General features: G+C 54.3%; 19 protein-coding genes and 1 pseudogene. 4 read left to right on the top strand and 16 right to left on the bottom strand.

The annotated features are described in order from the left end of the window. Positions 1-21: 21 nt before the first annotated feature. From ACFQ2I_RS01845 to ACFQ2I_RS01825, 5 genes are all read right to left on the bottom strand, one after another. On the bottom strand, positions 22-1551 hold the full coding sequence (locus ACFQ2I_RS01845; RefSeq protein ID WP_377561770.1) for a gluconokinase: 1530 nt from the start codon (positions 1549-1551) through the stop codon (positions 22-24). Further along, positions 1548-2819 carry a lactate racemase domain-containing protein gene (locus ACFQ2I_RS01840; protein WP_377561768.1) on the bottom strand — a complete coding sequence of 424 codons (1272 nt, stop codon included), beginning with the start codon at positions 2817-2819 and terminating at the stop codon, positions 1548-1550. The genes ACFQ2I_RS01845 and ACFQ2I_RS01840 overlap by 4 nt, the downstream gene beginning before the upstream one ends. Before the next feature lie 134 nt (positions 2820-2953). Then, positions 2954-3226, bottom strand: a complete 273-nt coding sequence (locus tag ACFQ2I_RS01835) for a hypothetical protein (protein ID WP_377561767.1) — start codon at positions 3224-3226, stop codon at positions 2954-2956. A 39-nt stretch (positions 3227-3265) separates the two neighbouring features. Beyond that, on the bottom strand, positions 3266-4051 hold the full coding sequence (locus ACFQ2I_RS01830; protein ID WP_377561766.1) for an arylamine N-acetyltransferase family protein: 786 nt from the start codon (positions 4049-4051) through the stop codon (positions 3266-3268). 126 nt (positions 4052-4177) lie between these two features. Beyond that, entirely contained in the window at positions 4178-5008 is an 831-nt protein-coding gene (locus tag ACFQ2I_RS01825) for a helix-turn-helix domain-containing protein (RefSeq protein ID WP_377561765.1), read from the bottom strand. Positions 5009-5187: 179 nt separating this feature from the next. Here ACFQ2I_RS01825 and ACFQ2I_RS01820 point away from each other — a divergent pair, with 179 nt between their 5' ends. Then, positions 5188-6003, top strand: a complete 816-nt coding sequence (locus ACFQ2I_RS01820) for a sugar phosphate isomerase/epimerase family protein (protein ID WP_377561764.1) — start codon at positions 5188-5190, stop codon at positions 6001-6003. A 287-nt stretch (positions 6004-6290) separates the two neighbouring features. Here the strand turns inward: ACFQ2I_RS01820 and ACFQ2I_RS01815 are convergent, their stop codons facing one another. The 5 genes and pseudogenes from ACFQ2I_RS01815 to aroA form a co-directional block, all read right to left on the bottom strand. Next, entirely contained in the window at positions 6291-6584 is a 294-nt protein-coding gene (locus ACFQ2I_RS01815; RefSeq protein WP_377561962.1) for a hypothetical protein, read from the bottom strand. After that, positions 6499-7089: pseudogene (locus ACFQ2I_RS01810) on the bottom strand (phosphotransferase enzyme family protein). Before ACFQ2I_RS01810 ends, ACFQ2I_RS01815 begins: the two are co-directional and overlap by 86 nt. Before the next feature lie 365 nt (positions 7090-7454). Next, a complete protein-coding gene (locus ACFQ2I_RS01805) occupies positions 7455-8027 on the bottom strand; it encodes a hypothetical protein (RefSeq protein WP_377561763.1) in 573 nt (190 codons plus the stop codon). Between the two features lie 650 nt (positions 8028-8677). Next, positions 8678-9733 (bottom strand): chorismate synthase, encoded by a 1056-nt coding sequence (gene aroC / locus ACFQ2I_RS01800; RefSeq protein ID WP_262679105.1) that lies wholly within the window; start codon positions 9731-9733, stop codon positions 8678-8680. Between the two features lie 66 nt (positions 9734-9799). After that, complete coding sequence (gene aroA / locus ACFQ2I_RS01795; protein ID WP_377561762.1) at positions 9800-11164, bottom strand: 3-phosphoshikimate 1-carboxyvinyltransferase; 1365 nt, start codon at positions 11162-11164, stop codon at positions 9800-9802. Between the two features lie 108 nt (positions 11165-11272). Between aroA and ACFQ2I_RS01790 the strand changes: the two genes are divergently transcribed. After that, entirely contained in the window at positions 11273-12163 is an 891-nt protein-coding gene (locus tag ACFQ2I_RS01790; protein WP_377561761.1) for a LysR family transcriptional regulator, read from the top strand. Here the strand turns inward: ACFQ2I_RS01790 and ACFQ2I_RS01785 are convergent. The 5 genes from ACFQ2I_RS01785 to ACFQ2I_RS01765 form a co-directional block, all read right to left on the bottom strand. Then, a complete protein-coding gene (locus ACFQ2I_RS01785) occupies positions 12153-12302 on the bottom strand; it encodes a hypothetical protein (RefSeq protein WP_377561759.1) in 150 nt (49 codons plus the stop codon). The genes ACFQ2I_RS01790 and ACFQ2I_RS01785 overlap by 11 nt on opposite strands. Before the next feature lie 762 nt (positions 12303-13064). Next, on the bottom strand, positions 13065-14801 hold the full coding sequence (locus ACFQ2I_RS01780; RefSeq protein WP_377561758.1) for a glycoside hydrolase family 66 protein: 1737 nt from the start codon (positions 14799-14801) through the stop codon (positions 13065-13067). Positions 14802-14809: 8 nt separating this feature from the next. Next, complete coding sequence (locus ACFQ2I_RS01775; RefSeq protein ID WP_377561756.1) at positions 14810-15640, bottom strand: carbohydrate ABC transporter permease; 831 nt, start codon at positions 15638-15640, stop codon at positions 14810-14812. A gap of 12 nt (positions 15641-15652) precedes the next feature. Next, positions 15653-16537, bottom strand: coding sequence for a carbohydrate ABC transporter permease (locus ACFQ2I_RS01770; protein WP_377561755.1), 885 nt, complete (start codon positions 16535-16537; stop codon positions 15653-15655). 51 nt (positions 16538-16588) lie between these two features. After that, complete coding sequence (locus tag ACFQ2I_RS01765) at positions 16589-17944, bottom strand: ABC transporter substrate-binding protein (protein ID WP_377561753.1); 1356 nt, start codon at positions 17942-17944, stop codon at positions 16589-16591. Between the two features lie 206 nt (positions 17945-18150). On the opposite strand from ACFQ2I_RS01765, the gene ACFQ2I_RS01760 reads away from it, so the two are divergent. Beyond that, complete coding sequence (locus tag ACFQ2I_RS01760) at positions 18151-19965, top strand: cache domain-containing sensor histidine kinase (protein WP_377561752.1); 1815 nt, start codon at positions 18151-18153, stop codon at positions 19963-19965. After that, the gene (locus ACFQ2I_RS01755; protein WP_377561751.1) at positions 19958-21604 is read left to right on the top strand and encodes a response regulator; all 1647 of its coding nucleotides are present in this window, start codon (positions 19958-19960) and stop codon (positions 21602-21604) included. Before ACFQ2I_RS01760 ends, ACFQ2I_RS01755 begins: the two co-directional genes overlap by 8 nt. Before the next feature lie 375 nt (positions 21605-21979). Here the strand turns inward: ACFQ2I_RS01755 and ACFQ2I_RS01750 are convergent, their stop codons facing one another. Continuing rightward, positions 21980-25828, bottom strand: coding sequence for a TIM-barrel domain-containing protein (locus ACFQ2I_RS01750; RefSeq protein WP_377561750.1), 3849 nt, complete (start codon positions 25826-25828; stop codon positions 21980-21982). Positions 25829-25838: the final 10 nt, after the last annotated feature.

Raw genomic sequence — 25838 nt, 5'->3', positions numbered from 1 at the left:
CCCTATTTAGGATAATATGTTTTATGATTTCTGGAATTCGCTTATTTCATCGAACGACGCCTTCAGCGCTTCGTACGTTCTTCTATAGATCGGCAGAATCTCCTCGTATACCTCATGATGTCGTTCATTAACGGTATAAAGGCTGCCTCCGTCCTTCTTCCAGCCGGGATCGATCGACGGCGTCACGCCGAGCGCATACAGCGCCAGCTTCGCCGCGCCAAGACCTGAGCTCTCGATATCGTCCGGCACACGGGTCGCTACGCCGGTAATATCCGCCATCATCTGGCGCCAAAGCAGCGAATTCGCGAAGCCGCCGGATGCCCACAGCTCTTCAATATCGCCGCTTAACTGCTCCATGGAGCGGACGACGCTCGCGATCTGGTACATGACGCCTTCCATGACGGCTCGCACCATATGTCTCTGCTTATGGGACAGCGTCAATCCGACGAAAGCGCCTCTGGCGTTGGCATTATAGTAAGGCGCGCGCTCGCCCGTGAACAGCGGCAGACAGAGCAGTCCATCCGATCCCGGCGCGACGGATGCAGCCCATTCGTTCATCGCCGTCAGCACGTCCCGATCGGACAGCTCTTCCCCGACGTGATCGTACAGCAGCTCCTTGATCCATTGCAGCGCAATGCCGCCATTGTTCACGGCGCCGCCGATAACCCAATGCTGCTCCGTCAGGCAGTAACAGAACAAGTCGCCCGCAGGATGCGTCAGCGGCTGGCTCAGCGTCGTACGCACCGCTCCGCTCGTCCCGATGGTGACGGCAGCAGCCTCCGAGCTTACAATGCCGACTCCCAGATTAGCCAGCACGCCATCGGATGAACCGATGACTACCGGCACATCCACATCCAGCCCGAGCAGCTGGCGGGCACTATCCCGCATACCGCTCAATACCGCCGTCGTCGGCACCAGCTCCGGCAATTGCGACGCCAGCACGCCCGCCGCCGCCAGCGCTCCCTCATCCCAGTTCAGCGTCTCAATATTGAACAGCCCCGTCGCACCGGCTATAGAGTAATCCATGACATACCTTCCGAACCAATCGTGCAAAATATATTCCTTAATGCCGACGAACATGTCCGCCTGACGGAAAGTCTCTTCATCCTGCTCCTTCATCCATATGAGCTTGCACAGCGGCGACATGGGATGGATCGGCGTCCCCGTTCGTCGGTAAATGTCTAAGCCGAGGCCGCTCGCCTTAAGCGCATCCGCTTGCCGTATGCTGCGTTGATCCGCCCAGGTGATGCACGCCGTCAGCCTGTTCCCTCCGCCGTCGATGGCAATAAGAGAATGCATCGCTGAGCTGAAAGAGATGCCATGCAGGTCCGCAGCGCGAAGGTCTGCATCCTCCATCACCTTGCGGACAGCCTTCGCCACGGCTGCGGCCATCTCATCCGGGTCTTGCTCCGCGTAGCCTGGCTTCGGCACGTGAAGCGGATACGGAAAAGAACAGGAAGCCCTGATTCCCCCTTGCTCGTCGACAGCCATCGCTTTCGTGCTCGTCGTTCCGATATCGATTGTAATGATGAATTTGGATGTCGATGTCATTTGGTCAGATACCCGCTTTCATCGAATGTCAGCTCGTAAGGCTCCGTTAATATGTCAATGTCCGGATGCCGCCGAGCTTCCTCCAGCAGCGTCTCCGAGATCTCGATCTCTCCCAGATGAAGCGTATCCTTGATCCGAACCATCCGGCATGTCGTGTAATCCAGAATGTTGCACGTCTTCACCGCGGCCTTGATCGCATCGCGATCGCTCGACAGCGTCGTGGCGATCTTGGTCGGAGCGCATACCGTGGAGGTCAGCCCGTTCGCATAGGTGGCCGGCCAGTCCGACTTGTCGACCAGCCGCGACGTCGTGAAGTCCGCCGTACCCACACCGTTGGCATTGCCCTTCGTCTCCGGCGTCAGATCCAGCACGACCATCTTGCCCACCTCCGGGCCGCCATGCGCGTACGGCGTAGGATAGCGGCCCGTCACGTTGGGGTCCATGCCGTCGCCGCTAATGTTCTTGCCGATGTAATCGATCACGAGTACATCGATCTGCGGGAAGAGCAGCTTCGGCAGTCGCGCCTTCGCTTCCACCAGCAGCGCCGGCTCCTCGGCTTCCACTTCATCGGCAGCCAGCACTTCTATGCGGCATGTCTCGTCATATGCATTCTCCACCAGCGCTACGCCGAACAGAATCGGCAGCTTGCCCATCATCACCTTCGCCATCTTCGGCACATTCTCCGCCATATGGGCGAAGCCGAGCTGATGGCAAGCTTCGGCCCCCTTCTGCTTGCCTAGACCGATGGCAATCATTTTCATAATACCGCTTTCAACCGTGCCCCTGAATGCCGTATGCGGCTTGACACGGTTAATAACGACGATCGCGTCCGCCTCCGAGGCAATTCGGTCAACGTAGACGGGAAGTCCGTTCTCCAGCTGATCCAGCTTGATGACTTCCATCGACGACTCGATTGGCGCGCCTACCGACGCCTCCGTAATGCCCAGATGCTCCAGCACTTCCTTCTGTCCTTCATCCGTCGCTCCCCCGTGGGAACCCATGCAAGGGACGATGAACGGCTTCGCGCCTCTCTCCTTTATCGCGTCAATCAATGTTTTGGTCAGCGAGATGATATTGGCGATGCCTCTGCTGCCCACCGCCACCGCTACGCGCTGTCCGGGCCTGATCCCGTCCATTGCAGGAGCGGCCTGCAGCTTCTCCTCCAGCACCTGAGCCGGATTTTCCAGCTTCATATCATCGAATTTCTGTCTGATCCGCACCATTCTTGGTACCGGGATCGGCTCCAGCATTTTGCTCAATATATTCATCTTCCGATTTCCCCCTCGCATTCCAGTTCAATCTATCAGCATTTCCAATTCATATAGAAGACCCATCTTAACTCATTATAGCAACTGCGCCATGCAGAAATCTTTCCTCCTGTTGTCACAAATGAAAGAAAGACTTAATTCTTATTGCACCAAAAGAAAAACATCAGCCCCCACGACGTGTTGACTGATGTCTCCTCATCTATAAATGATGACTGCCTGCCGCCCAGCTTGCCGATTTTCTCTTCAATATTAGCGATATACGCCAGTGCGCACTCCTCCAGCAGCTCGACGAGCTTCTCGCCTTTCTCCTCCGTCGCCAGCTCCGGATAACCCCAATAGCCGTCTTCCGTTAGAGCCATGTCCAGGTCATCCATGTATTCCTGCGGATAGAATGTGCGCTCTTTCATCACTAGGCACTCTCTCACATGTTCCTTGGACCGATGCATCTATAGCAGATGAATATTGAAATACTTCCGAAGCGCTTCCTTGTATTCATCTTCCGACTTCGGCACAAAGGCATGAACGCCATTGTCATCGAAAATGCGGAATTCCTCGCCCGCCACCGTATTGCGGCCTGAACTCGTACGGACAGCCAGCATAGCGCCTTGTCTGAAGATGGAGTCCTCCGCATGCTCGCACCAGAAGGAAGGCATAATGAAATCCTTCGCATACTGCGGTTCCTCCGTGAAGGAGTAGATCCACTCCCAGCTTCCGTGCTTGAGCTCGCATAGCAGCCAGCCGAATTCAGCGTCGCGCTCCAGCTTGTAGCATTCATCCCCCTGTACCTGCTCCAGTCCCTCAATCATACGGATGGGCCGGCGCGGCACGATGCCCCCTACGCCTACATCGACCAAATAAAAGTCTCCCTCGGCCTCTACCTTCAACACCTGATGACGGCGCTTCGGCGGTACATTCTCCTCTTGCCTCCAGAACCGAGCCATCCGGTCATGCACGGTATAGCCAAGTTGCCGCAGCAGCCAGCCGAACAGCGCATTCAACTCGAAACAATAGCCGCCACGCTGCCGGTACACGATTTTATCCAGAAGATCCGGTATTTCCAGCGATAGCGGCTGCCGGTTCAGAATATCCAGATTTTCATAGGGCACGGTGTGCAAATGGCTGTTTTGTAACTCGAACAGCAGCGCTGCATCCAGCTTGCCTGCTTCTTCTTGTCCGATTCGTTTCAAATAGGCCCGAACATCTTGCTTTACAGTCGTTTCCGGCTGCTTCATGCTCTTCCCCCGTTCATGTTCTAATCTATTCATTTAGAACAATTTCTTTATTTCATGTACTAATCCTGCAAATTACATAGAAATAATCACTGCGAGGATATTCGACCGCATTCCATCATCCCGGCTCTAGGTATGCTCGGAGAACCGGGATGGCGACACGTTGTGGAATCGTTTGAATTGCTTCGAGAACGTATAGGGATCTGGATAACCGAGCTTGTACGCAATCTCCTTTACCGACGCTCCCCCTTCCAGCAGCAGCTCCCGTGCACGATTCATCCGAATACGGGTGATATAGTGCTGCGGCGTGAAGCCGATATTCGCTTTGAAGAAAGTGTAGAAGTACTTGGGTGACATGTCCGTCTTCTCTGCTAGAAGATCGGCCGATATCGGCTTCCCGACATGCTCCTCGATATAACGAAGCGCCGGCTGTAGGCGGGAAAGCGCCCTCGACAGGCCTTCTTCTGGATTCCGTCGTTCTTCATCATGATCCGGTAAGGGAATTGCAAGCAATCTGGCTATCAATGCGAGGAAATAGCCCCTCAGCAACAACGATGCCATTGGCCTGCTCTCTCTATAGGCCTGGAACGCTTGACGCAGCATCCCCACCTCCTCTTGGACCAGTCCTTTAGGGATAACGCCCATGGACACATATTCATGAAGAATGTTATACCTCTCGCCCAGCGAAAAGTCGAAGTGAATGAACAAATGACTGCACGATGACTGCTCGCAACGGGCTGAATAAGCAATCCCGGGATGAAAGAAGACCAGATCACCCTCGCGAGCGACCGCTTCGCTTCCTGCAAAATTGAGAATCACTTCCCCATCCGTTATCATCCACACGTCGTAGTCGGGATGGCGCTTCCTCTCCATCCAGCTGGCCTCATGGCTTGCATAGCCGTAATTGTTCAGCTTCAGCTCCGCATAATCGCCAAGCTCGTCCAGAATGCTTCGTTTCACCTTCTACCCTCCTGTTTCGTACTTTTGGCACACCTGCCATGAACTTCACAGAATAATGAGGTGTTCAACCGCTCATTACAATCGTACTATCTGACATCAAGCCATACTATAAGCTATTCTACTCCTCTTCCCACCACCGTACAATTATACAAAAGCATGATTTATCCAGGAGGGATTGGATGATGATACAAATAGGCTGGTGTGCGGGAATGCAGCAAGCCGGGATGCTGGCAGAGGCAAAGCTTGATTACATCGAATGTCCCCTGTCTTCTCTACCCTTGGAAGGAAATGAAGCGGCATTGGCCGAGCAGCTGGCATCGTATGCCGAATCGGCCATTCCCGTGCGGGCAATGAACTTATTCGCGCCTGGCGATATGAGGCTGGTCGGGCCGGACACCGATCCCGATCGCTTCCGTCGTTATGCGTACAAGGCAGGCGAAGCGGCCAGCAAGATTGGCGCGAAAGTCGTTGTACTCGGCAGCGGCGGAGCCCGCAAGGTGCCGGATGCGTGGGAGCATCAGCGGGCCGAGCAGCAATTGCTGGGATGTCTGTCGTTTATTGCAGAGGAATGGCGCGGTACAGGAGTCACGCTGGCACTGGAGCCGCTGAACCGGAAGGAGACTAATCTGATCAACAGCGTCTCCGAAGCAGTGCGCTTAACTGCACAGATCAATGACCCTGCCATACGTGTGCTTGCAGACTTCTATCATATGGAGGAAGAGAATGAGCCTCTGAGCACCCTGATGACCTATAAGGACTGGATTGTCCATATTCATATCGCCGACACCGGACGCCTGGCGCCCGGAACAGGTGTCTATCCCTATGAAGAATTCATGGCGACTGTTGCCGCGATGGGATATAAAGGCATGATCTCCGCGGAATGCGGTAGATGGCCCGAGTCGGATGAAGCGCTGCACGACAGCATTGCATTCATGACGGCGATGAGAGACCGGATCACGGACATGGCACGAACGAAGTCGTCTGGCCATGCGTAATTCTGTCGTGCGTTACGTTAATCCCTGCTCACCCTCAAGCTAGGTAAAGCATTTTTACGAATCTCTCCATTACTGACCTGTATGATGCGGCTGTAATGAGAGTTTTCCAAGCTGGTCTCCCCCTTCGCTAATTCAGCTGTAAGTCTGCTAGAAAGATACAGCGGCAGCGGATCTAATTGGGGTTGGAGAAGGTCTTGATGGTAGTCATGCCGGGATAGATTAAAGAACACTGATCAAAAGAAAGATGCTTTCCCGTGTGAAGGAAAGCATCTCTTTTTTGCATAAATTCACCCTTCAATATCAAGCACTGGCTGTATAAGAGAGAACAGGAAGCTCCTGCCGTCGCTATAACTTTTCAGAAATGCCTGCGCGTATGGCTGTTCTTTTTTCAAATTCTCAAGCTCCGCAAAATTAGAGCAATGATGCGCATAGTTGGATATCATTTGGAGAATAAAGAAGGTTTCCAGTTGTGACATATCCGCCGCCCCGTGACCTCTAATCTCCTCGTAGCCTGCAATAACCGCCTTCCTCTGCTGGATTCCAAGCTCTAGCAGAGGGGCAGCCACACAAGCCAAAATCAATTAGACGGGGGTATCCTTCACGAAATACGATATTTCCCAAGTGAGCGTCACCATGAATGAGCCCCCGATTTCTGCTGCCGCTTTGCTCTATTAGTGCCAGATAGGCCAATATTTTGCGAGCAGCTTCTTGATACTATGCCCACTCCTTGTCGCTTAAAAACCGGTCATAGTATCTCTCCAGCTTCGCCATGCCATTGGAGAAGCTGGCCCTTCCCCAAGCCGGCCTTGTAAATCCCGCTGGCGGGATATAAGCTCCACTCGTCTCATGCAGCTTGCCGAGCAGCTGTCCCACCTGACGCAGACTCTCCTCCTCCGGCTTATCGTCATACTGGCCGTCAACCCAATGCATTAACGTCACAAGGAAATTCTTCGCACCCTCGCGCGTTTCAACTTCTATAATCATATCTCCATTCGAAGCGGCTGCGCCTCTTGGCACTATCATACCGCCGGTTGCATGCAGCCACTCCAACAAGTGCAATTCCGATTGGAGCTCAGCCTTGCACAATGAATGGATATACAAGCGGAGCAAGTAGCTCTCTTGCCGCTCGGTATCGATTTTGTATGTAATGGTGTCCGACAGTTGGATGAAAGTCGTAGCCGACCGTTCCAGCCCGTATCGCTGTAAAGCAATAGTCGCAGCCTCGTTCGCTCTCGCCAATAACGTCGTTCTCTTGTCCACGATATCTCAACAGTAAGAACCTCTCATCCACTGTCACTCTTTTCCCATATGTTATGATGAATTCCATTATGCAAAAGAGTGGCTTGCTTGAAACGGTCAATTATGCTTGTAAATTGTTTTGTACGCGTCACGACAAAAAAGGGAAGTCCTGTCGGTCTCCCCTAATGCCTTTATGTTAAGTAATACAGCTTTCACGTATTCATTTCATTGGATATATATTTCATTTCAAAGTGCTGGAGAGCCAGCTGTCCCAGTATCGATTCGTGTCGTGCTTGTCCAATCTTCAGCTCTGTCACGTCTTCTGCTGTCTTGGCCAACGTTTCACGCATGCCCTCTATACTTCTCTCCATCCGATCCGTCCGATCTCTGAGCTCTGCGACATCCGATTTCAGCTCCGCGACATCCGATTTCAGCTCCGCTACGTCCGACTTCAGCACAGTCACATCGGATTTCAACTCCGCTACGTCCGACTTCAGCACAGTCACATCGGATTTCAACTCCGCTACGTCCGACTTCAGCACAGTCACATCGGATTTCAACTCCGCTACGTCCGACTTCAGCACAGTCACATCGGATTTCAACTCTGCTACGTCCGACTTCAGATCTGATACCTCTTCCCTCAGGCTCGACACTTCACCTTTAAGTCCGTTAAAACCTTCTTTCAAACCGGATACGTCTCTCTTCAATTCCGAGACATCACTAGCAAGACCGTCCAGCTTATCCAGCTTGCTGAGTACCAACGACATGAATTCCGCTTGTTCCATCGGCATAGCCCTCCCAAAACGTATGACATGCATACATTCATAGTATAACACAGACATTAGAGGCGGGGGACGTGTGACTTAACCTGATGAATTCTCATTAATTCTTCTCAATAATTCGAGTAACTTCTACATCATTATACTATTTAATTTAAATTTTGCATAGAACGTTTGTTCTCATATTGAACTCTGCATTATGCATAATAAAGGTATTGACGTACTGCCGAATTACTGAGAACAGCTGCAGCAACTTCTAATCGCTACGGGGCTGTTGCCGAATCAATGGAGAATTGAGGACCGAGCAGCAGACTCATTTTATATGTTTTTTCGTACAAATTCCATTCCAAATGGAGGAGATTCACGCTTTTGTTTCACACAAAAAAGGTTGCTCCATTCAAGCAACCGATCATTTTGTACGATTTTTCGATCAAAAAAACCACTCTAGAACACCTTTAATGTTAGTTTGTATGATAAATCATACAATTCCCCAACACTGGCCGGCAGAGCTCATCGACAGCCCAGACCCAGCCTCACGTCTAGCTAGATTGCTACTGACAAAGGCTGTCGATGACCCGAAAAAGAGAAAGCTAAAAACCGAAATTGTGCCGGAACGGACAGCTCGGGGAGGCGGCGTTCGGTCAAGTAGCGGTCAACTAGCCCAGCATCGCGGCCTGACGCTTGTAATGATCCTCAAGCACGATGCACGCCATCGCTTCGATCACCGGAACGATGCGCGGACAGATGCACGGATCGTGGCGTCCGATCGTACGAATCTCCACTTCTTCTCCGTCTACGTTTCTTGTTTGCTGCGGCAATGAGATGGAAGAAGTTGGCTTCACCGCTACGCGGAATACGATCTCCTCGCCGGTGCTGATGCCGCCGATAATGCCGCCGGCATAATTGGTCACGAAGCCTTCGCTGTCCATCTCGTCATTATGCTCGCTGCCCTGCATAGCAGCAGCGGCGAAGCCCGCTCCGAATTCGATTCCCTTCACCGCTCCGATCGACAGCATCGCCTTGGCCAGCTCTGCATCCAGCTTGTCGAACACAGGCTCACCGAGACCCGGCTGCACACCGCGAATCCGGCATTCTACTATGCCGCCGCAGCTGTCGCCGATGGACGCCAGATGCTCGATCTTCTGAATCATCTCCACAGCCGCTTCCGGATCTGCAGCCCGAACCGCATTCTGTTCAATGACCGATTCATCGAATGTTCGTCCCGCAATTCCGCCTACTTCTTGCGTGTAGGCCACCACCTGCACGCCTCTGCGCTCTAGCAGCTTACGTGCTATGGCACCGCCAGCTACGCGTCCTGCCGTCTCCCTGCCGGATGCGCGGCCGCTTCCCCGGTGATCGCGCAAGCCATACTTTTGCAGATAGGTGAAATCCGCATGACCCGGCCGGAAGGAATGCTGAATGTCGCTGTATGCGCTTGGTCTCATATCTTTATTGTGCAGAATAATAAAGAGGGGCGTTCCCGTCGTCTTTCCTTCGAATACACCCGATTGAATATAGACCGTGTCCGACTCCTTGCGCGGCGTCGTGACGGAGGACTGTCCGGGCTTTCTGCGGTCCATCTGCACTTGAATATATGCTTCGTCTATCTCAACGCCGGGTGTAACCCCGTCCACGATGACCCCTACCGATTCTCCATGCGATTCTCCAAAGGTCGTAATCCGAAACATCTCGCCAAACGTATTGCCAGCCATTTCTCATCATCCTCTTCTAAGCGTTGTATTATGCATTATACCATTCACATGCAAGAGCAGCATGTCTTATCGCATTTGCACGTCCAATCCAAGCCCGATCAGCCGATCGAAGTAATCCGGACATGTCTTAGATACACAGCCGGGATTGCTGATACGAATATCGCCGCTCATCATGCCGATCAGGGATAGTGACATCGCCATGCGGTGGTCGTCATGGGAATCCAGCAAAGCCGGCGCAGGCACCCCCGGATAGACCGTTAATCCGTCCTCAGCTTCCTTGACGGTCAGGCCAAGCTTGCGCAACTCCGTACAGATCACCGCAATGCGATCACATTCGTGATGCCGGATATGCGCCACATCCTTCAACGAGATTGGGCCGCTGGCGAATGGCGCCAAGGCGGCAACCGTAAGCGTCTGATCGGAGCATTCTCTCATGGAGAGCTCGAATCCCCCTTCCAGCCGTTCCGGCCCCTGCACCTCCACGAATCCGTTTCCTTTAATGACCGTGCATCCCATACGCTCCAGCACACCGAGCAGCATAATATCCGGCTGCCTCGTGCTATCGGCATGAATGCCCACTGTCCTTATGCGCCCGCCTGTCAGAGCGGCGAGCGACCAGAAGTAGCCGCAAGTGGATACATCCGGCTCTAGCTGAATGTCTTGCGCCCTGTACGTCCCCTTCGGGACGGCGATGACACTGCCATCCGACGACACCTCCGGCGAGATGCCGAATGTAAGCATCATCTCCAGCGTCATCTCCACGTATTCGCGCTGTACAACTTCTCCTTCGATATGAAGCACTAACGGCTCAGCCGCATAAGGCGCGGCCAGCAGCAATCCGCTAATGAACTGGCTGGAAGTCGAGCCCGGCAAAGTAACGTTGCCGCCCTTCAATCCGTGTGCTTGCAGCGTGAACGGTAGACAGCGCTCCGCTCCCCCGTAGGTCAAGCCTGCTCCTTGCTCCTCCAGCGCCTTCAGCAATGGTCCGATCGGCCGTTCGCTCATGCGCTTGCTCCCCGTCAGCGTCCAGAAGCCTTCCATTGAAGCAGCCAGAGCAGCCGGCAGGAAACGGGCGACTGTACCGGCAGCGCCTACGTAGATCTCTCCCGATACATGCGGCCACTTGCTGCCGCATCCTTCCACCATTGCCGTATCACCTTCCACCTTAACGGCTATGCCCAGCTGCTTCAGGCTCTGGATGCACCAGTAGGAATCATCGCTTCTCAGCAGGCCTTCTATCCTTGTCGTACCTTCCGCCAATGCCGCCATGATGAGCGCACGGTTCGTCAGACTTTTACTGCCCGGAACGATGATGTCGCCACGTATTGGAGCACTCGACTTGCCAATTAGCACCTCTTTGGCTTCATCCATAACAGACCAGGGAGAGCGCGCCTCCAGATCGCCGGAAGGCGGTTGAATGAACGGCTGCATAACGTCTCCTCCTCGATTGCTCATTTCAGTTAATCCCATTATAATGATTGTTATGAAATAAATGAAATCGTAATAATCAAATGATGTCATAGAGGTGATCTATACCATATGATCCAAATGGAATGGTACCGCATGTTTCTCTATACGGCCCGGAAGGGGAATTTAACGAAGGCTGCCGAGGAGCTGCTCATTACGCAGCCGTCTGTCAGCTACGGCATTAAGCAAATGGAGGAGGCGCTTGGTCTCCGGCTGTTCCACCGGCTGTCGAAAGGCGTGCAATTAACGGAGGAAGGGCGAGCGTTGCTGCCCTATGTGGAGCAGGCTTTCTCCCTGCTGGAGGCGGCGGAGCGCCATGCGAACGACCTGAAGCGGCTGGAGGAGGGCGAGATTCGGATCGGGGCAAGCGACTCTCTGATCAAGCACATGCTGCTGCCGCAGCTGAACCAGTTCCATCAGGAGCATCCCGGCATCCGCATCCGGCTATCCCACGGCAAGACGCCGGATATTGCACGGCGCCTCAAGGACGGAGCGATTGACTGCGCCATCGTGCATATGCCTCTGAACGATACGCAACTCCACATCGAGCCGCTGGCCGAGCTGGAGGATTGCTTCGTCGTCGGTTCACGCTACCGGACATATGCCGGCCGTATGCTGTCGACTGAGGAATTGGCTAAGCTGCCGCTGCTGTTCCTGTCGCCGGGGAGCAGCACGCGAACGCATGTCGAGAGCTGGTTCGCCGCGCAAGGCCGGGCGGTGAAGCCGGACATGGAGCTGGGCAGCGTCGATCTGCTTGCGGAGTTCGCGGGGCAAGGTTATGGCGCGGCCTTCATCACCCGCTCCTTCGTGGACGAGGAGCTGCGGAGCGGCAAGCTGTTCCGACTGCAGCTGGAGCAGCCGCTGCCGTCCCGCGGCATCGGCCTCGCCGTCCGTCGCGATACGGCGCTGCCGCTCGCCGCGGAACGGTTCATCGAGATGCTGCGAAGCGGTCCTAGCCTTTAATCGCGTCAATCAGCGTGCCCTTAATGAAGTACTTCTGCAGGAATGGATAGACGATGAGGACGGGCAAGGTAGCCACGACTACGACCGCCATCTTCATCGTCTCCGGAGGCAGCTGCTGAACCATGGAAGGCGCCAGCATTTACACTCTTACAGTTTCCAGGATGTTACTCGACTCTCTTACGGTTGCCAGGACATTCCTTTTTGATGCTCTTACGGTTGCCATCGAGCTTATTTCATCTCCAAGCCCACTTTTTTGCTGTAACGAGCGCCACGGAGCCTATTTCTCACAGAGATACTCAGGCAACCGTGCAACCGTCCCTCGTATTTAAGAGTTTTTCTTACGAATGCTCACTCATTCGCAGGATTTCAACTAGATGTGAAAGTGGATAACGCTGGTGAGCGTAGTGGATAGATACGTTGATGGCGTTTACATCCGCTCTTGCTTCTGCACTGCACAGGTGACAAGTCGGCCATCACACCGCTTACAGCCACACTTTACCAACGGACCACTCTGCAGCCAAGATCACACAGCCTACCACTCTCCATTCACCCATTTCCTTTTTCTCCAACCGATGCCACATGCCTTACAACTCCTAAACTAGCTACTTCTCACCCTCCAACCGATGCCACATGCCTTGCAGCTCCTAGATTAGCTACCCCCCACCCTCCAACCAAGATCACATTACTTACAGCCCCACTATCTATCCAACTGCATCATTCCTAAGCGCAGTTTCATGCATAAAAAGAGCCCCCTACCGATTCAATCGGTAGGCGACCCTCTCCAATTTCATTACTCTTCTTTCCTTCACACTATCTTTCTTCATCCTTCAGTCCTTGATCATTCACACTATCCTTCTTCATCCTCCAGTCCTTCATCCTCCGTGCTATCTTCCATCCATCATCATTCATCCTTCATCCGCACAATCAGCATATCCCAGTACAGCAGCGGCGGAAGTTCCATCACAAGACAGCGGCCCCGAGCAGTTGTCTCTTCCCGATAGTCCAGCCGCAGCGGTGCACCTTCCCGTTCATCGGGAGTGGCCAGCAGCACGGCAGCCACTTCTCCATCTACCGCAACGGATACGGTGCGCCCTTGAATTTCTCGCGGCGCTTCCTTGGACTCATTCCAGTAATCGTCGCTGCTGGCAGCCAAGTTAATGAAATGGATGAGCTTCAAGCCGGCATGCTCCCGAATAACCGTCCATACCTTGCCCGCTTCTCCATAGGTGCTGTATGGAAATCCCGAGAAGCTGTATTCCAGATTATCACCGTCGGCATGGGTCATGGAGACATCACGCAGCCTTTCGTCATGAAGGACATGTCCATAGCGGACACCGAAGTCGGCATAGTCGCGAACAGTGCGCATAAAGTTTTGCCTGAGCTTGGAATGATCGACATAATATCCTTGCGTCAACACCCCGCCATACTCGCCATGCAGCAGATGATAAGCCCCTTGCGCCGTTACGGTCGCATTCAGCAGGCGGAAGGCATGCTCCGCCCCCGCTTCGCCTATTGCACCCGGCTCGCGGAACGGCTTCAAGTAAGCGGCCAGTATTACCGGCTTGCCGCCGCTGTGACGATTAGCGGCATGAATAATCTCCCGCAGCTGATGGTAACGCTCATACGGCTTCCACACCTCTACGTAGATGGCATCCTGATTCGCTGTGGCAACCGTATCTACCGGCCAATTGCCTACATTGTTGAAGATGAGGCATATATCCTCTCTCACCTGCGTCAGCTCTTCTCTGGTCGCTTCGATTAATAGCGGGAATTGCTCCTCTAGCCGCTCCAGCCGGGGAGTGCCGCCTAGCCGGGACCAGCCCGTCTTGGGAAAGCCGTACGTGTCCATATGAATGCCGTCGAAGTCCAGCCGCTCCACCGTCTCACGATACTGCTGCACAATATGGCCGTGCCAGGGACTATCGGGCGAAATATTCATAATATTAAAGATCCCGATAAAATCATACGGCTCTCCCGCGCTCGTATACAGCCGCCATTCGGGATGGCGGTCGGCGAACGTCTTGCTGGCCGCGTATATCGCGCCGTAAGCGATCGCCTTCATGCCGTGCTCGTGACAAAGCGCAATCTTCTCTTCCACTACGGGGCGACTTACCTTGCGCCCCATCAGATCAGTATATTCTTCCTCGTCGCTGACCAGCTCGTCATGCCGGTACATCCAGTCGTAGAACTGCACCAGATTGAGATGAAGCTTGGCCATCCAATCCACATCCGACCGGTCGCCCAGCTCCTCCGCTCCGAAGTCGCTAAGGAAGCCGTAGCGCGGCGCCAGCCGCCAATCCGATACGACATCGAATGCGGTCGCGGCCCTTCCTGCAGCCGCTCCATTCTCCAGCAGCTCTACCTCAACGCCGTAGCCCGTTCGATCCGTGACGAACGGTCCAACCTCCATGCGATGGCCGACAGGAACGTCATCAGCGGGCAGCATCAACACCCATTCCTGCTGTTCCGCCATGGCATCCAGCTCCCATACCGTACAACGCACCGTCACAGCGCGCTCTTCGCCGGTTCCATTCAGCAGCTCCAGGAGTAGCGTCACCTTGCTGCCGCTGTCGTATTGCGCCTTCGCTGGATAGCAATCAAGAAGCTGGACACTGCCCATATTCCCATTATTGTTCATTTCATCTGTCATCCTTTCAAAGCACCCGCAGTAATGCCTTTAATAAAGAAACGCTGGAATACAAGGAATGCCAGTACCGCTGGAGCAAGGCCGATCAGCGCCGCCGCGGCCATCAGATTCCACTTCGCTCCGTATGTTTGGAAGAACATGCTGACCGCCAGCGGAATCGTGCGCATCTCCTGACTCTGCAGGAAGAATACCGCCTGACCGTAGTTGTTCCAGATACCTAGCCCCGTTAGAATGACTACCGCAGATGTGACGGGACGCAGAAAGTGGAACGTCACCCGCCAGAAGGCGGTAAAGTACGTGCAGCCGTCTATAACGGCGGATTCCTCGATCTCCTTCGGCTGCGTCCGGATAAAGCTCGTATACAAGAAGACGGACAGCGGCAGCGCGTTCGTCGCCGTCAGCAATATCATCGCCCAGTGGGTGTTAATGCCGTCAATGGATTTCATCAGCGTATAGAGCGGCACCGTAATAATAATAGCGGGAATCATCAGACAAGCCAGCAAGGTGTTGAAGATGGCGATATTGCCCTTGCTGCGGAACCTGGCGATGGAGTAGCCCGCGGAGCTGGCTACGAATACAATGACCGTCACGGCACTGAACGTAATAATGATAGAGTTCATCATCGCCTTCCCTAGCTTGGAACCTTCCCAGGCGTCGGCGAAATTGTTCAAGTGGAAGTCCGGCATCAGGAACATGCCTTGGAACATGCTGCCAGACGGAGAATTCAGCGACAGGTACAACAGAACATAGAAAGGGATGATGGAGATGATGACCATCATCCCCGCGATCCCATATTTTAAAATCACTTTAAGTACTTCTGGCATCTTCATAGCAGTTCCCTCTCACAGCTCGTATTCGGATTTTCGTGTAATACGCAGGAAGAGCACGACGGGAATAAGGATGATGACGAACAGAATCAGCGCAACGGCTGTGGAATAACCCGTGAAGCTTCCGTACAGCATTCTGAGAATGTAGATGCTAAGCGACTCCGTCGCATAGCCCGGTCCTCCATCCGTCAAGGCGACGATAATCTCGAATACGGATAAGGAGCCGATAATATTGGTCACGACATTAATCTTGATCGACGGATACAGAAGCGGCAGCGTCACATAGCGCAGCGACGCCCATTTCCCTGCTCCATCAATCCTGGCAGCCTCGTAGAAGTCCGCCGATATACCCTGCAATCCCGCCAAATAGATGATCATCGTCATCCCTACATATTGCCACACGTTCACTACGACCAGCACGATAAGCGCCGAGGAGCTCTCGCCCAGCCAGTTCACATCCAGGAAGCCAAGGCCCAGCCCCTCCAGCACATGCGCCAGATAACCTCTCTCCGGTTGAAGAATGAAGTACCATATATACCCCATTATAAGCGGGCTGATGACCGCCGGCAGATAGACGACCGCTCTTACGAAGCCTCTTCCTGCCAGCTTGCGGTCCAGGAACAGTGCATACATCAGCCCGAACAAGTTCAGCAGCGGCGCACTGCCCAGCGCGAAATAAATCGTAATAAGCACATCGTTGCGCGCCCGGTCATCCTTGAAGAAATCGATAAAGTTCTGCAATCCGACGAAGTTGGGCGTAGTTATGCCGTTGGAATCCGTTAGTGCAATGCCAACGCCCTGCGTAAGCGGGTAGAGAAAGAACAAGCCAAACAGCAGGATCGCAGGAACCGCCATGAAGTGATGTAGTCGTGCATTTAGTTTGTTGATCCATACGCGCATGGTCTCTCCCACCTGCCCTATTATTTAAAAAAACAATCGTTAAAGGTTTCCTTACTTATTCGTAGCGTTCCAGGCTTTATCCCAAGCTTCCTTGTAGGCGGAGGCGAACTCCTGCGAATCCTTGTACTTGCCTGCAAGCAGCTCCTGTACCATACGGCCCGCATCATCTCCAGAGAAGCCCGACGGCGTATCCGTGAAGGCAATGTTGACACCCGCTTCCAATGCTGCGGCAGCCTGATCCTTCAGCGGTCCCCAATCAGCGCTGACATCTGTGAAGGCTGGCGGAGACTTCAGGAACTCGCTATACGCCTTCAAGTTCTCCGGCTGGAACAGGAACTCCAGGAACTTCTTCGCTTCCTCCGGATGCTTCGATTCCGCAGTTATGGCATAGACGGAATCTTCCGCTGACAGCGTGACGGGCTGCGTGCCGTCAGCAATGGCCGGGAATGGAGAGAATCCGATCGTATCCGCCATATCCGGCTTCATGTTCAACAGATCCCCAAGCACCCACATGCCTTGACTGAACAACGCGGACTGTCCGTTCACGAACGCTTCCTTCTGGTTATCGTAAGTCGCAGTCAGCGCATCCTTGTTGATTAGTTCCGCTTCCTTCAGCTCCATCAGCCTGCCTGCGAACGCATCGATGCCTCCGCCGGCCACATCGAACTGCAGCTTGTCGGACTCATTGTTAATGAATGCCGCGCGCGCTTCCGCCACGCCGTACTTCTGCTTGATCACGCCGTGCGCCATGAATTCAATCAGATGGCCCAGCGTCCAGGAATCCTTGCCCGCCAGGAACATCGGCGTCATGTCCGGCTTCTGGTCCTTAATGGCTTGCAGGTTGGACTTGAACTCCTCCCACGTATGCGCCTCTTGCAATCCCAGCTCCTCGAACACTTTCTTATTGTAGAAAATGCCCGCCATCGTCACGTTCGTCGCTACGCGGAATTGCTTGCCCGTCTTGATGTCTGTGTTCAGCTCCTTGATGGCAGGCAGGACGCGCGACCAGAACGACTCGTTCGACAGATCCAGGTATTTCCCTTGATCCACATAATCCTGCGCGTACACGGTTGTAATATCCGGCACATCTCCGGAAGCGAACTTGACCTTGATGACATTGCTGGCATCCTTCTGATACTCCTGCTCCACTTTAATGCCCGGATTATCGGCTTCGAATTTGGCGATCAGCTCATTCATCAGGTCCACTGTCTCTACTTTTCCCGTGAAAAATTTCAGCGTTACATTCTCTTTCGGCTTCTCTGTCGCCGACTGCTTCGTCTCCGTATTGGTAGCCGGCTTCTCCGTTGCAGCGTTCTTATTGTTCCCTCCGTTATTGGAGCTGCACGCCGCGCTCAACATAAGGATGAGCATAATGCTTACAAATGAAATCCACTTATTGCGTTTCACTGTATTTCCTCCCCCAAGGTTGTATTGATGCTACACCATAAGCTTACAGCGATTACCATGTCGACGAAATACCGAAGATTCACGAAGAAGGTACGTTTTTTTCAGATATGCTTTACAATTGGACAGGGTTAACATAACAATTAATGTAAGCCTTTCAATGAGTGAATCTGCGGCAAGCATTAGCGAGGAGAAGAGGAGCGATAGTTATGAAACCGTCATTCCGATTGTGGAAATTCAGCGAATGGAGCATTGTATCGAAGCTGATCATGATGACCGGCTTGCTGCTCTTCCTCACCGTCTTCTTCGCATCCTATCTGTCCTATACGCGCTACACCCGAGACTTCCAGCAGCAATCCGCCGACAAGGTGCAGCAAATTATTGATCAGGTATCCCTGAACATGGATACGTACCTGGACGACTTGTACAGGCTGACCTTGTTCCCCTATCGCAATGCGGGCATTATGCAAGCATTGGAAGAGCCGCCGGCCAAGACAGAGCTGGCGCAGCTGGAGAAGCGGAGACTGATCGAGAATTTCCTGGACGAGATGATGATCTATCCTCGCGAAGACATTCTCCGCGTCTCCATCGTCACCGACGCCATCTACTCCAGCGCCCGTCTCCCTACCAAGCTTGTGCCAGACGAGAATATGGAGGCTTACGATTGGTACAAGCGGGCGCTGGCATCCCAGGAATACATCTTCGTCTCGGCGCGCGACAACGAATTCATACGCAGCAGCGGCAATGTGCAGGTATTCTCGGTTGTCAAGCAATTGAGAAGCATCAGCAATTCCCAGCATATACTCGGCGTGATCAAAGCCGACGCCAACTATAAAGGCATCGAAGACATTATGGAGAAAGCCAAAATGAGCGAAGGCGGAGGGCTGTTTATTCTGGACGAGCAGCGCGAATTCATCTACGCCTCTAATCCCCTGCACAAAAACATTGCGCTGTCGGTCCTGTCCGACCGGAACGCCGCGTCGCATAAAGGATATATCGTCAACAGTACAACCATTCCCCGCATGCAGTGGCACATCGTCGCCGTGAACTCCATATCCGACATGAACCGGGAAGCGATTCGCACCCGCAATAACGCCTTGCTTCTGTCCATCAGCGGCGCCCTCATTGCATTAATTGTGCTTGTCTTGCTGGTCCGTCACTTCTTGAAGCCGCTGCTCGCCATCGTCAAGCTGATGAAGGAGGTGGAGCTGGGCCGGCTGGACGTCACCTTCCAGAGCAGCCGCCGCGATGAGATGGGCTATCTGGGGTTCGCCTTCAACCGGCTGGTCGGCCGGATCGGCGAGATGCTGCGGGAGAATACGTCGCTGGTCAAGGAGGTGTACGAGTCCAAGCTGCTGCAGCAGGAAGCGCAAATCAATGCCCTGTTCAGCCAGATCCAGCCGCACTTCATCTTCAACACGCTGAACCTGATTAGCCTGTCGATGCAATCCGGCAAGAGCGGGCAAGCGATCCAGCATATTAACGGCCTGAGCAGCATACTTCGCGGCATGTCCCAGTGGGACAAGGAAATTACGCTGCGGCAAGAGATCGAGCTGCTCCACGCCTACTTGGGCATCCAGAGCAGCCGTTACGAAGGACGGCTCCATTACCGGATTGACATCGATCCCTCGCTCACGGATTACCCCGTCCCTGCCCTGCTGCTCCAGCCCGTCGTGGAGAATGCCGTCGTGCATGGCTGCGAGCGGAAGAAGGAGCCGACGACGATCACCGTCGTATCCTCCACCCGGGACGGCCGACTGCTTATTGTCGTACAGGATGACGGGCCGGGAATGGACGGTGATGCGCTGCTGCAGCTTCGGCGGAAGCTGGACGATTCGGCGGAAGCCGGCGGAAGCGCCGACCGGCGGCATGCGGGGATCGGGTTGATTAATGTGAACAAGCGGATTAAGGTCAAATACGGCGATGCCTATGGTTTAAGCGTAGCAAGCGCACTGAGCGAAGGAACGACCGTCACTTTAGCTATCCCCTATACCGCAGCGAAGGAGCAGACCAGACATGTATAAGCTGATTATCGTTGACGACGAGCCTCTTACCCGCAATTATATAAAGGCCAATGCCGGACAGCTTAGCGAACACTGGGAATGTGTCGGAGAAGCCGGCGACGGCGAAGAAGCGCTGGCTGTTATAGATGGAATGGAAGGTATCGATCTTGTCATTACGGATATCAAGATGCCAGGCTTGTCGGGGCTGGAGCTCGCCCGTCAATTGTCGGAGCGCAGAGACCGTCCTCACATCATCATCTTGTCCGGCTACGATGAATTCGCCATGGCCAAGGAAGCGATGGCTTACGGCGTGAATGATTACTTGCTAAAGCCAATTGTGAACGAGGAGCTGGCCTCCGTGCTGGATAAGCTGGCCGGGAGGCTAGCCGCCGAAGCCGCAAGCAAGACGGCTGTGAAGACGCTGCAGGCGCTGTCGGAGCAGTCTCGCGAAGGCGTCGCCCGCAACTTCCTGCGCGCCGTCGCTTATGACAACAACAGCGAGATCCGGATGCTGTATCCCATCCTTCACCGGCTGAAGCTCAGTCTGCTGGAAGCGGAAGGCGCCATGCTGGTCGTGGAGCTGGACGGATGCGCCATGCTGGAGCGCGATATCTCCCCCAGCGACTACGCCCTGTACCGCTACATTGTTCATCAGACGGCCATGGAGCTTGCTGAAGCGGAAGCAGGAACCATCGCCTTCATCGACAATGAGGAAAGAACGGTCATGCTGGTTCCAGGGGACGATGCGGACAATGTCAGCCGAAGATGCGCTGAGCTGTTCCGCCGACTGTCCGACAGCATCTCCTCCATGACCGGATTGCGGCTGTGGGGCGCTCGCGGCTTCTCTGAGCTGGATGTGCTGCAGCTTGGCATCTCTTACCGGAGAGCTTGTCAGACACTGAAGCACAGCGTATTCGCAGCTCCTCTCTCCTCAGCGGAGCTACTTGCCGACAACGCCGATCTGGACGAGCGAGTCAGGCAGCTGGACAAGGATATCTCTTCTGTTCAAGGCGCATTGCGCGATAATAATGAAGTGCAGCTTCACACCTCCCTTCTCAAGCTGACGAAGACGGAAGGTCCCATTAATCGAATCGAACTTCTTCGTCTAGGCGTCTATATGCTCGAAGCTTTGGCGTCGAACAGCCGGGCGGGAGAGCGAATGATTGCTCAGGAGGCCGTGTATCGCTCCCTGAAGCAACTGAAGCAGCGGTGTACGGCGGCTGCTTACCATACAGATGATGCCGCACAGCTGCTGCGGGAAGTGCTGGAGCCACTATACGACGGCTATTGGAGGAATGCGGAGCATGCGCTGCAGGAGCACAGCGGCAAGGAGCATGATATAGTGACGAAAGTAAAGGATTACATTCTGTCTCATTACTCCGAACCGCTTAGCCTTGCGCTTATTGCGGAGAAGATGAATATGTCCTCCGGCTATTTGAGCAGCCTGTTCCATAGCAACACCGGCGAATCGTATATCAAGTTCCTGACCCGGGTGCGCATGGAGCATGCGGCCTCCCTGCTCCGAGCGAAGCCGGACGAGAAGGTGTACGACGTCGCGGAGAAAGCCGGCTACACAAGCGTCAAGCACTTCTCCTACGTATTCAAGCAGCACTTCGGCATGCCGCCGGGCGAGTATCAGGAGAAGAGTCGTCGCCAATGAATTCAATCCCCAGTCGATTAACTAACTGGATTTCATGTCATTATTTTCGTTGAAATGATCCTACTTGCCACAAATAAATGGATTTCATGCTACTCTTTCTGACGATTTTAGCGATTTTTTATGATATAGCCTGATATAACTGTACTAAATCCATTTGCGGTGTCCTAGAAAGATAATTATGGTTTCACTAATGACATAGAATCGATTTAGCTGCCTCTGCGCCACCTGTTGTGCCAACTCGATCAATCTCTGCACCTACTTCAGACTTCTCTTCCCACTTCTACAGGCGCAAAGGGATGCCCCCGAGCAGAACAATCTGCCGGGGGCATTCCTTTATTCATTCCCTTATGACCATTCTTCTGTCAACAGAAGCTCTTATTCCTTCGTCAAGCGCACATCGTCAATATGAAGCACCGTTCCGCCAGGCGAGTCCAGATAGAAGCCTACGTCCACCTGTCCGCTGGTCACGTAAATATTGTCGATGCTGATATACTTCCACACGCCGTCATTGGTTATATTCTCGTATAAAGCAGTGCCGCCGTATCCGCTTATCTCCGCCCGTGCCGTCGTCGGATTGGCGTACTGCATGCGCACCCACGCTTCCAGCTTGTAGTAGCTGTTGTTCACCGGCACGTTCACCACCTGATGAATGGATTGCTGATATGCGCTGGCGGAATAGAAGTACGCCCGCTTATTCTCTGTCCAAGGGGATTGCGGCGGATGAGAGCCCGAACCGCTGTCCACACCGTACGCAAGCGCCTGCCCGCCGGGATGCCACTCTGTCCAGTTGCTGCCGTATCCGCCAGCTCGTTCGAAGTCTCCGTTATCCAGCAGATTCAGCTCCTCGAACGGTACAGCCGGCGTACCTGCCGACACCAGCAGCCGATCCAGATTGACATTGCCGCTGTCTGCTCCGTCATATTTGAACGCAATCGTATTCGTACCCGCTGCCAGCGTCAACGTCTGCACATTATCCTGCCATACATCCCAGCTGGCGCCCGGGCTTGTGAGGCTCGCTTGCGCTACATCGACTCCGTTCACATATGTGCTGAGCGTCTTTGTACTGCCCGTACCGTTGGCATAGCGCAGCGAGACGTTATAATTGCCGGCTGTAGGCACATCCACCTTGAAGGAAGCGGCTGTCCCTACAGTCGTCATGCTGTCCACGAACGCCTTGCCGCTATAGAACTGATGATTCTCATTCACGGAAGCTCCGCCGGACAGCTCCGCGCTCTCCGCCTCGTACTTCGCCGTAATCGGCTCCTTCGGCACCTCGATATAATCCAGATTGATATTGCCGGTGTCGCCGGCATCGGCGTAATAGCGGTAAGTAATCGTGTTGCGGCCGGCTTCCAGCGGAATGCTCTCGCTCACCTTCGACCAGGTGCTCCAGTTCGCCAGATGCGGCAGCGACGCTTGCGCCACCCGCTTGCCGTTGGCGAAGATGCTGACCGTCTTGGCCGCGCCCGTCGCATTCGCATAGCGAAGGTCAACATTGTAAGTGCCGCCTACCTTCACATCGGCATAGAAGGTGACCGCGGCGTCTGTGTTGTCGAAGCCGTCGACGAAGCCCGTTCCGGAGTATCCGGCATGATTATTATTCACCTTAGCCATCGTACCCGTCGTCTCACCCCACAGCGAAGCATCCTCCGCCTCCAGCTTGAACGTGGAGGAGGAAGCGGCTGCGTTGCCGCTAATGACGACGCTTTTGGCGGAGCCACTGCCTGCCGCTACTTTGACGTAGGTGACATCCCCATACTTATCCTCGCCCGTCGTCCATCCCTCACCGCTGGCCGCCCTCAGAGCGTCCAGATCCGCGTAAGAGGTCAGTCCGGACCCGTTGCTGGTCACGCCAGTGCCCGCCTTGCCATGCACCTTCAGCACATAATGCTGGACGGCCGGCGTATAAGAGCCCGACTTGCCCGCGACATTCACGTTAATGCCGCTGCCGCCGTTATCCTGCGCGCTGATGTCCTGCTTGAAGTAAGAGCCGCTCTCATAATTGTAGCTGGTGCCGTCATCGTCATAATAAGTGAAGCTCGTCGCCGCCGTATCCGGGAACACGTCCACATCGACCGTCGTCACCGCGCTCTGGCCGATATAGTCCTGCACATCCTGTGAAGGAATGATCGCCCCCTTCTTAATGAACAGCGGAATGTCCGACCATGTCTCGGCGTTGACGGGATATTGAATCGTCTGTCCTCCGGAGTAGACCTTGCCGGTGAAATAATCCGTCCACGTGCCCGCCGGCAAGTAGATCGGCTTCACGGTCTGCCCTTCATCGACGACCGGCGCCGCCAGCATCCAGTCACCGAACATCCAGGCGTCTACATAATTTTTCACATTGGCATCTGTCGGGTAGTCGAAAATAAGCGGTCGTACAAGGCCCTTGTTCGTCTCATACGTGCTCCTCTCGTAAGCATACATATACGGAATGAGCGAGTAGCGCAGATGGATGGCCGCCTTCGCCGCTTCCTCCGCCGTATTGCCGTAGAACCACGGCTGCCGCTGATGATACAGATTGCCGTGGACGCGGAATACCGGGGTAAGCGCGGCGAACTGCATCCATCTGGCATATAGCTCCGGACTTGGATTGCTGTCGTTCGGATTGAAGCCGCCCGTATCCATACCCCACTTCGGCTGTCCGTTGTTCACGGAGGACAGCATAACTGTCCGCTGCTCCTTCATGCCTGAAGCCCAGCCTACCTTGTCGCCCATCTGGAACTGGGCGCCGATATCGCCGGACCACAGCGTCGTCGCATAGCGCTGCGCTCCGGGATAATAGGTTCTTGCCGTCTGCCATACCCGCTGCGCATCGCTCGTATAAGCGCGTTGTCCCTCGTACATTGCTTGCGACAGATGGCCGGTCGTGAAGTTGCCGAACCACCACTGGGCGGCGCCGGATGACACCTTGTCCGTCTCGTCGTTCCACCAGCCGACGATGCCCTTGTCGTAAGCCGCCTCGGAATGATCCCAATACCATGACCGCATGCCTGCGTTATAGGGATCGATGCTCCTTACCAGCACAGGAATAAAGTAGTCGGAGTATTCGCTATGCCCGGGATACCAATACCCTGCCGTATCCGCATCGTAGTATTGGCTCGTTCGCGTATTGCTGGCATCCTCGGTCACGATTCTCGGCTTCGTAATGCCGATCATCTTGATCCCTTTGGCATCCATCGTCGATTTCAGCGCAGTGGTGCCGGCATCAGGGAAGTTCGACGTGTTCCAGGCGAACTCGCCGTAGCCGGTCTCCCCGTACTTCTTCCAGTCGTAATCCAGTCCGTAGCCGTCGATCGGAATGTTGCGGGCGCGGTACGTATCCACCATATTCGTCATCTCGGTCTGATTCGTATCCCACTCGAAGTTCATGAAGCCGAGCGACCACTTCGGCAGCATCGGCGCCTTGCCCGTTACCTCCGAGAAGCCGTCCATAATCTCATCCGGACTGCCGACGAACGCATAGTACTCCACGTCCGTCTTGCTGTAGCGCCGTCCCTCTGTCGGCGTACCGCCATAGTAGAACTCCAGCTTGCCCGTATTATCGGTGTAAGGATAGCCGCCGTCGCTGTCTACCAGGACGCCGTATCCCGCTGTCGACCAGATGAACGGTCCGCCGGAATCTCCTTGATGGCCGGCATGCGCGGGATGAGTGCTGGAATTGCGAATAATGTCAGGCGCGCTTTCGTTGGCGTTATAGCTTCTGATGCCGTAGACGTTGTGGCTCGTATGATGCTGGAAGCGAACGCCGTCGTAGAAGACACCGCCTGCCGCAGGCTCCCATAGCAGTGTCGTGCCGTCCGCCTTTTTAATTGTTACGCGGGCAGGGTTTTTGGCGATTTCCACCTTCATCTTCGACGTTGTGATGACGATAGGATCTCCCGATGTGTCGATGGTCGAGCCGACCGTCGTCCACGTCTTGGTGGGATCGATCATCGGCGTATCGGCGCTCGGCGTCACATTGTTCGGCCGATATGACACCTTCACGATATCGTCTCGCAATATATCGAAGATAAGCATGTCGTCATTCGGCTCCGCACCGTTGTCGATTGTCAGAGACAGCGAATCGGCGGCTGCAGTGACGCCGATCACATTGCCGAGCGCACTGACGTAAGCGGATACCCTCGGTCCCGATGCCGGTAGCAGCAGCGCGGTCATAAGCGAGAGAGCGAGTGCGAACAGCGCCGATCTTCTCATTCCTTGTCCATACCTTTTACCCGTCATATATGGCACC

Origin of the sequence: Paenibacillus chungangensis (assembly GCF_042675905.1) — a bacterium.
Classification (GTDB): domain Bacteria; phylum Bacillota; class Bacilli; order Paenibacillales; family Paenibacillaceae; genus Pristimantibacillus; species Pristimantibacillus chungangensis.
The sequence above is the reverse complement of the archived record's forward strand: the minus strand, read 5'-3'. Positions and strand labels throughout refer to the sequence as shown.

Bases quoted from the DNA above. Each gene is read 5' to 3' on its own strand.
- ACFQ2I_RS01845 (WP_377561770.1), bottom strand. From the start codon at position 1,551: ATGACATCGACATCCAAATTCATCATTACAATCGATATCGGAACGACG.
- ACFQ2I_RS01840 (WP_377561768.1), bottom strand. From the start codon at position 2,819: ATGAATATATTGAGCAAAATGCTGGAGCCGATCCCGGTACCAAGAATG.
- ACFQ2I_RS01835 (WP_377561767.1), bottom strand. From the start codon at position 3,226: ATGAAAGAGCGCACATTCTATCCGCAGGAATACATGGATGACCTGGAC.
- ACFQ2I_RS01830 (WP_377561766.1), bottom strand. From the start codon at position 4,051: ATGAAGCAGCCGGAAACGACTGTAAAGCAAGATGTTCGGGCCTATTTG.
- ACFQ2I_RS01820 (WP_377561764.1), top strand. From the start codon at position 5,188: ATGATGATACAAATAGGCTGGTGTGCGGGAATGCAGCAAGCCGGGATG.
- ACFQ2I_RS01805 (WP_377561763.1), bottom strand. From the start codon at position 8,027: ATGGAACAAGCGGAATTCATGTCGTTGGTACTCAGCAAGCTGGATAAG.
- aroC (WP_262679105.1), bottom strand. From the start codon at position 9,733: ATGGCTGGCAATACGTTTGGCGAGATGTTTCGGATTACGACCTTTGGA.
- aroA (WP_377561762.1), bottom strand. From the start codon at position 11,164: ATGCAGCCGTTCATTCAACCGCCTTCCGGCGATCTGGAGGCGCGCTCT.
- ACFQ2I_RS01790 (WP_377561761.1), top strand. From the start codon at position 11,273: ATGATCCAAATGGAATGGTACCGCATGTTTCTCTATACGGCCCGGAAG.
- ACFQ2I_RS01785 (WP_377561759.1), bottom strand. From the start codon at position 12,302: ATGCTGGCGCCTTCCATGGTTCAGCAGCTGCCTCCGGAGACGATGAAG.
- ACFQ2I_RS01780 (WP_377561758.1), bottom strand. From the start codon at position 14,801: ATGAACAATAATGGGAATATGGGCAGTGTCCAGCTTCTTGATTGCTAT.
- ACFQ2I_RS01775 (WP_377561756.1), bottom strand. From the start codon at position 15,640: ATGAAGATGCCAGAAGTACTTAAAGTGATTTTAAAATATGGGATCGCG.
- ACFQ2I_RS01770 (WP_377561755.1), bottom strand. From the start codon at position 16,537: ATGCGCGTATGGATCAACAAACTAAATGCACGACTACATCACTTCATG.
- ACFQ2I_RS01760 (WP_377561752.1), top strand. From the start codon at position 18,151: ATGAAACCGTCATTCCGATTGTGGAAATTCAGCGAATGGAGCATTGTA.
- ACFQ2I_RS01755 (WP_377561751.1), top strand. From the start codon at position 19,958: ATGTATAAGCTGATTATCGTTGACGACGAGCCTCTTACCCGCAATTAT.
- ACFQ2I_RS01750 (WP_377561750.1), bottom strand. From the start codon at position 25,828: ATGACGGGTAAAAGGTATGGACAAGGAATGAGAAGATCGGCGCTGTTC.